Genomic DNA, 6,311 nt, shown 5'->3' on the forward strand with positions numbered 1-6,311 from the left:
CTGCACGTTGAGCTGGACGATACGCTGCGGGTCACGCTCCTGGATCTTCAGCGCCGCTTCACGGGGAATCACTTCGTAGCCGCCGGCATGGTGCACGATCGCCAGCGAGCCGCTGCTGAGCTTGTTGCGCATCAGGGTGTTGACCGAGATGCGCTTGACCTTCTTGTCGTCGACAAAGTTGTAGTAGTCCTCGGTGGTCAGCTTCGGCAGACGCGAGACTTCGATCAACTGCTTGACCTGCGCCGCACGGGCCTTGGCCTCGGCCTTCTCCTGCTGCTGACGGTTCAGCTCCTGGTCGCGCTTGACCTTCTCGGCCATGGCTTCCTGGGCGGCGCGTTGCTGCGAATCATCCAGTTCGGCCTGTCCCTTGTGGGCCAGACGCTGCTGCTTCTGCTTGTCTTTGCTGACCTGCTTGGCCTGCTTTTGGTTGACCAGGCCTGCTTTGAGCAACTGGTCGCGAAGGGAAAGGCTCATTAATGCTTACTCACTTGGGCAACGGCTCAGCCGCAGCTGGGCACATTCTTTTCCTGGCGTTTGGCTTCACCCCACAGGGCGTCCAACTCTTCGAGGGTGCAATCTTCCATGGGACGACGGGTGTCGCGCAATGCCTGTTCGATAAATCGAAAACGTCGTTCAAACTTGGCGTTGGCGCCACGCAGCGCGGTTTCCGGATCGACCTTCAGGTGCCGGGCCAGATTGACCACGGAAAACAGCAGGTCGCCGATCTCGTCAGCCACCGCTTCTGCATCGTTTTCAGACATGGCTTCGAGCACTTCATCGAGCTCTTCACGCACCTTGTCCAGCACCGGCAACGCATCCGGCCAGTCGAACCCGACTTGCCCGGCACGCTTTTGCAACTTGGCCGAACGCGACAGCGCCGGCAACGCGGCAGGCACGTCATCAAGCAGTGACAGCTGCTCGGGCGCGGCGGACTTCTCGGCGCGTTCTTCGGCCTTGATCTCTTCCCAGCGCTGCTTGACCTGTTCTTCGCTCAGACGCGGCACGTCCAGCGGTGCATACAGATCGCCGGTGGGGAATACGTGCGGATGACGGCGGATCAGCTTGCGGGTGATGCTGTCGACCACCCCGGCAAATTCGAAGCGCCCTTCTTCCCGGGCCAACTGGCTGTAATAGACCACCTGAAACAGCAGATCGCCCAGCTCGCCCTGCAAGTGATCGAAGTCGCCGCGCTCGATGGCATCGGCCACTTCGTAGGCTTCTTCGAGGGTGTGCGGAACGATGGTTTCGTAGGTTTGCTTGATGTCCCACGGGCAGCCGTACTGCAGGTCGCGCAGACGGTTCATCAGGTGGAGCAGGTCTTCGAGGCTGTACATACAGAATCTCACTCAACCCTGTAGGAGCTGCCGCAGGCTGCGATCTTTTGACTTTGTTTTCAAGATCAAAGAATCGCAGCCTACGGCAGCTCCTACAGGGGACCGCGTTATGGGGTACGGTTACGCCGCGTCTCGATGATGTTCGGCAACTGCGAGATCCGCCCCAGCAAGCGTCCCAGCGCATCCAGCCCCGGGATCTCGATGGTCAGCGACATCAGTGCGGTGTTGTCTTCCTTGTTCGAGCGGGTGTTGACCGCCAGCACGTTGATGCGCTCGTTGAGCAGCACCTGCGAGACGTCACGCAGCAGACCGGAACGGTCGTAGGCGCGAATGACGATGTCCACCGGATAGGTGAGCACCGGCACCGGGCCCCAGCTGACCTGAATGATCCGCTCCGGCTCGCGCCCGGCCAGTTGCAGCACCGAGGCGCAGTCCTGACGGTGAATGCTCACGCCACGCCCCTGAGTGATATAGCCGACGATCGCGTCGCCCGGCAGCGGCTGGCAGCAGCCGGCCATCTGTGTCATCAGGTTGCCGACACCCTGGATCTGAATGTCGCCGCGCTTGCCCGGCTTGTAGCCAGTAGCCTTGCGCGGAATCAGTTCCAGCTGCTCGTTACCGCGCTCCGGCTCGACCAGTTGCTGCGCCAGATTGACCAGTTGCGCCAGACGCAGGTCGCCGGCACCGAGGGCGGCGAACATATCTTCGGCGGTCTTCATGTTGGCCTTTTCGGCCAGCTTGTCGAAGTCCACCGCCGGCAGACCGAGGCGATTGAGTTCGCGTTCGATCAGGGTTTTACCGGCTGCAACGTTCTGGTCACGGGCCTGCAACTTGAACCAGTGAACGATCTTCGCCCGCGCCCGCGAGGTGGTGACGTAACCCAGGTTCGGGTTCAGCCAGTCGCGGCTCGGCGTGCCGTGCTTGCTGGTGATGATCTCGACCTGCTCACCGGTCTGCAGGCTGTAGTTGAGCGGCACGATCCGCCCGTTGATCTTCGCGCCACGACAGTTGTGACCGATTTCGGTGTGCACGCGGTAGGCGAAATCCAGCGGCGTCGCGCCTTTCGGCAAGTCGATGGCGTGGCCGTCCGGGGTGAAGATGTACACCCGATCCGGTTCGATATCGACCCGCAACTGTTCGGCCAGACCACCGATATCGCCCAGCTCTTCGTGCCACTCGAGCACCTGACGCAGCCAGGAGATTTTCTCTTCGTAGTGGTTGGAGCCGGACTTGACGTCGGTGCCTTTGTAGCGCCAGTGCGCGCAGACGCCGAGTTCGGCCTCTTCGTGCATCGAATGCGTACGGATCTGTACTTCCAGCACCTTGCCTTCCGGACCGATTACCGCGGTGTGCAGCGAGCGGTAGCCGTTCTCTTTCGGGTTGGCGATGTAGTCGTCGAATTCTTTCGGGATGTGCCGCCAAAGGGTGTGGACGATGCCGAGCGCGGTATAGCAGTCGCGCATTTCCGGTACCAGCACGCGCACCGCGCGCACATCGTAGATCTGGCTGAACTCCAGACCCTTGCGCTGCATTTTGCGCCAGATCGAATAGATGTGTTTGGCGCGGCCGCTGATGTCGGCGTCGACGCCGGTGGCCTGCAATTCGTCCTTGAGCTGGGTCATCACGTCGCTGATGAAACGCTCACGGTCCAGCCGCCGCTCGTGGAGCAGCTTGGCGATCTGTTTGTATTGGTCAGGCTCCAGGTACCGGAAGGACAAGTCCTCCAGTTCCCACTTGATATGGCCGATGCCGAGGCGATGCGCGAGCGGCGCGTAGATGTCGAAGACTTCCCGGGCGACGCGGTTGCGCTTTTCGTCGTCGGCGGTCTTCACCGCACGAATGGCGCAGGTACGCTCGGCCAGTTTGATCAGCGCGACACGCACGTCGTCGACCATCGCCACCAGCATCTTGCGCAGGTTTTCCACCTGGCCCTGAGTGCCCATCACCATCGACTGGCGCGGGCTGAGGCTGGCACTGATCGCCGCCATGCGCTGCACGCCGTCGATCAGCTTGGCCACCACCGGACCGAAGCGCTGGCCGACGGCCGCAAGCTCGATCTGACCTTCGCGCACGCCGCGATACAGCACTGCCGCGACCAGCGAATCCTGATCGAGTTTGAGGTCGGCGAGGATCTCGGCGATCTCCAGACCCGTGCTGAAACTGCCGGAGCCTTCGGCCCACAGGTTCTTCTTGGCATTGGACTGCTGTTCGGCCTCGCGAGCGAACTCGCAGGCTTCTTTCAAGGCTTCGCGATCCAGTGCCATGTCGACACTGACCGCGTGATCGAGCCAAGCCTCGAGATTGATACTGCCGTCAGTGTTGATCGGCTGGTGTGCTCTCACCTGTACCATGCTGCTTTACCTTCCCTACGACGCAGATTCAATGCGTCAAATCGCTGACCCTCAATGCCCGTATGCGCTCGCGGGGCTAAAGCGAGCGCCGCCCGGACAGGTCAGACGGATTCAGACGAGCCATCCTGGCTCGCTTCAAATAACGCCATGGCCTCGACATGCGCCGTCTGAGGAAACATATCGAGAATCCCGGCACGTTTTAACCGGTAGCCCTGCTTGATCAATTCGACCGTATCGCGCGCCAGAGTTGCAGGGTTGCACGACACGTAGACCAGCCGTTTGGCACCCAGGGTCGCGAGCTTGCGCACCACCTCGAAAGCACCGTCACGCGGTGGGTCCAAGAGTACCGCAGAAAAGCCGTTTCCGATCCACTGGGCATCGGTCAAAGGCTGGGATAAATCGGCTTGAAAAAACTTTGTGTTATGCAAATTGTTGCTAGCGGCGTTCGCGGCGGCACGATCGACCATGGCCTGCACGCCCTCCACCGCCACCACTTCGCGCACGCTTTTGGCCAGCGGCAAGGCGAAGTTGCCCAGACCGCAGAACAGGTCCAGCACTCGCTCGTCACCGGTCGGCTTCAGCCAGTCCAGCGCCTGCGCGACCATCGCCTCGTTGACCCCGGCGTTGACCTGGATGAAATCCCCCGGGCGCCAGGCCAGATCCAGATTCCACTGCTCCAGGCGATAACCCAGCGACTGCGCGACATCCACCGGTTGCGGCTCACCTTCGCCATGCAGCCACAGTTGCGCTTCATGGAACTGGCAGAAATCCTTGAGGATCGTCAGGTCGGCTTCGGACAGCGGCGCCATGTGGCGCAACAACACCGCCAGCGACGAACCACTGAACAACTCGACATGCCCCAGCGCCTGCGGCTTGCTCAAACGACGGAGCATTTCCGGCAAACGGGTCATGATCGGCTGCAAGGGCTGTACCAGCACCGGGCATTCGTTGATGGCGACGATGTCCTGGCTGCCGGCGGCGCGGAACCCGACTTCAAGTTTCTTCGCCTTCATGTCCCAGCGCACCGCAATCCGCGCGCGACGGCGATAGCCGAATTCGGGACCGGTCAACGGCGCGGCCCACTCCTCAGGCTCGACGCCTGCGACCTTCGACAACTGCTCGGCGAGCATGCGCTGTTTCAGGGCGAGCTGTTCGGCGTGGGGCAGGTGTTGCACGCTGCAACCGCCGCAACGGCCGGCGTGCTGACAGGCGGCCGGGCGGCGCAGTTCGCTGGCCATGAAGACGCGCTCGGTGCGCGCCTCGACCACTTTGCCGTGGGCGCCAAGTACCCGCGCCTCAACCTCTTCACCGGCGAGGGCACCGAGGACGAACCAGGTTTTGCCTTCGAAAAACGCGATGCCGCGACCGTCATTGGCCAGGCGCTCGATGTTCAAGCGCTGCTTTTTGCCGGTCGGGATTTGCGGGGCCTTGTTGCCGCCGGTGGGCTGGAAGCGCAGGCCTCTCTCGTGCTTGGCCATCAGTTGGGCGCGTCGAAAATGCCGGTCGACAGATAACGGTCGCCGCGGTCGCAGATGATCGCGACGATCACCGCGTTTTCAACTTCTCTGGACAGGCGCAGCATCGCTGCCACCGCACCGCCCGAGGACACGCCACAGAAGATGCCTTCTTCGCGGGCCAGACGTCGGGTGACGTCCTCGGCTTCGCTTTGCGCCATGTCGACGATGCGGTCAACGCGGTCAGCCTGATAGATCTTCGGCAGGTATTCCTGCGGCCAGCGACGGATGCCGGGAATGGCCGAGCCTTCCATCGGCTGCAGCCCGATGATCTGCACGCTGTCGCTCTGCTCTTTCAAGTAGCGCGACACGCCCATGATGGTGCCGGTGGTGCCCATCGAGCTGACGAAATGGGTGATGGTGCCCTGGGTCTGACGCCAGATTTCCGGGCCGGTGGTGGTGTAGTGCGCTTCCGGGTTGTCGCCGTTGGCGAACTGATCGAGCACCTTGCCACGGCCTTCGGCTTCCATCCGCTGGGCGAGATCGCGAGCGCCTTCCATGCCCTCTTCCTGGCTGACCAGAATCAGCTCGGCACCGTAAGCGGTCATCGCCGCCTTGCGCTCGGCGCTGGAGTTGTCCGGCATGATCAGGATCATCTTGTAACCCTTGATCGCGGCGGCCATGGCCAGCGCAATTCCGGTGTTGCCCGAGGTCGCTTCGATCAATGTGTCGCCGGCGTGAATCTGCCCGCGCAGTTCGGCACGGGTAATCATCGACAGCGCCGGACGGTCCTTGACCGAACCCGCCGGGTTGTTCCCTTCGAGCTTGAGCAACAGGGTGTTGCTGGTGGCACCGGGCAGGCGCTGCAAACGCACCAGCGGAGTGTTGCCGACGCAATCGGCGATGGTTGGGTACTGCAGGGTCATGGCGTATTCGCAATCCAGACGTGCGGGGGCGCCTATCATACCGGCAAACGTTCGCAGGCCATATCACGCAAAGTGCGGTGCTTATGGTTTATGGGAATAAGCAGATGAATGTCGCACCGGTGGTGCGACAAATGATCGGGCAGTTCTGAAGTTTCCAGAGCGATGCAAATGGCCTTATCGCTGGCAAGCCAGCTCCCACAGGGTTTCAGGTTCACACGCTGTGTGTCTGACAGAAGTTCACTGTGG

General features: G+C 61.8%; 6 protein-coding genes. All 6 read right to left on the reverse strand.

Going from position 1 to position 6,311, the window contains the following annotated elements; all coding sequences use genetic code 11:
- Nucleotides 1-474, reverse strand: a 474-nt coding sequence (locus tag DBR18_RS15015; protein WP_108590892.1) for a DUF2058 domain-containing protein, incomplete at its 3' end; no start/stop codon positions are given.
- A gap of 26 nt (nt 475-500) precedes the next feature.
- Nucleotides 501-1,334 carry a nucleoside triphosphate pyrophosphohydrolase gene (gene mazG, locus DBR18_RS15020; protein WP_108590893.1) on the reverse strand — a complete coding sequence of 278 codons (834 nt, stop codon included), beginning with the start codon at nt 1,332-1,334 and terminating at the stop codon, nt 501-503.
- Between the two features lie 107 nt (nt 1,335-1,441).
- A complete protein-coding gene (gene relA / locus DBR18_RS15025) occupies nt 1,442-3,685 on the reverse strand; it encodes a GTP diphosphokinase (protein WP_007968720.1) in 2,244 nt (747 codons plus the stop codon).
- Nucleotides 3,686-3,786: 101 nt separating this feature from the next.
- The gene (gene rlmD / locus DBR18_RS15030; RefSeq protein WP_108590894.1) at nt 3,787-5,163 is read right to left on the reverse strand and encodes a 23S rRNA (uracil(1939)-C(5))-methyltransferase RlmD; all 1,377 of its coding nucleotides are present in this window, start codon (nt 5,161-5,163) and stop codon (nt 3,787-3,789) included.
- Nucleotides 5,163-6,065, reverse strand: a complete 903-nt coding sequence (gene cysM, locus DBR18_RS15035) for a cysteine synthase CysM (protein ID WP_177482390.1) — start codon at nt 6,063-6,065, stop codon at nt 5,163-5,165. Before cysM ends, rlmD begins: the two co-directional genes overlap by 1 nt.
- Nucleotides 6,066-6,100: 35 nt before the next feature.
- On the reverse strand, nt 6,101-6,311 hold a 211-nt coding region (locus DBR18_RS28530; protein ID WP_218277860.1), incomplete at its 5' end, for a hypothetical protein.

The organism is Pseudomonas sp. HMWF021, assembly GCF_003061005.1.
Taxonomy (GTDB): domain Bacteria; phylum Pseudomonadota; class Gammaproteobacteria; order Pseudomonadales; family Pseudomonadaceae; genus Aquipseudomonas.

Bases quoted from the DNA above. Each gene is read 5' to 3' on its own strand.
- mazG (WP_108590893.1), bottom strand. From the start codon at position 1,334: ATGTACAGCCTCGAAGACCTGCTCCACCTGATGAACCGTCTGCGCGAC.
- relA (WP_007968720.1), bottom strand. From the start codon at position 3,685: ATGGTACAGGTGAGAGCACACCAGCCGATCAACACTGACGGCAGTATC.
- rlmD (WP_108590894.1), bottom strand. From the start codon at position 5,163: ATGGCCAAGCACGAGAGAGGCCTGCGCTTCCAGCCCACCGGCGGCAAC.
- cysM (WP_177482390.1), bottom strand. From the start codon at position 6,065: ATGACCCTGCAGTACCCAACCATCGCCGATTGCGTCGGCAACACTCCG.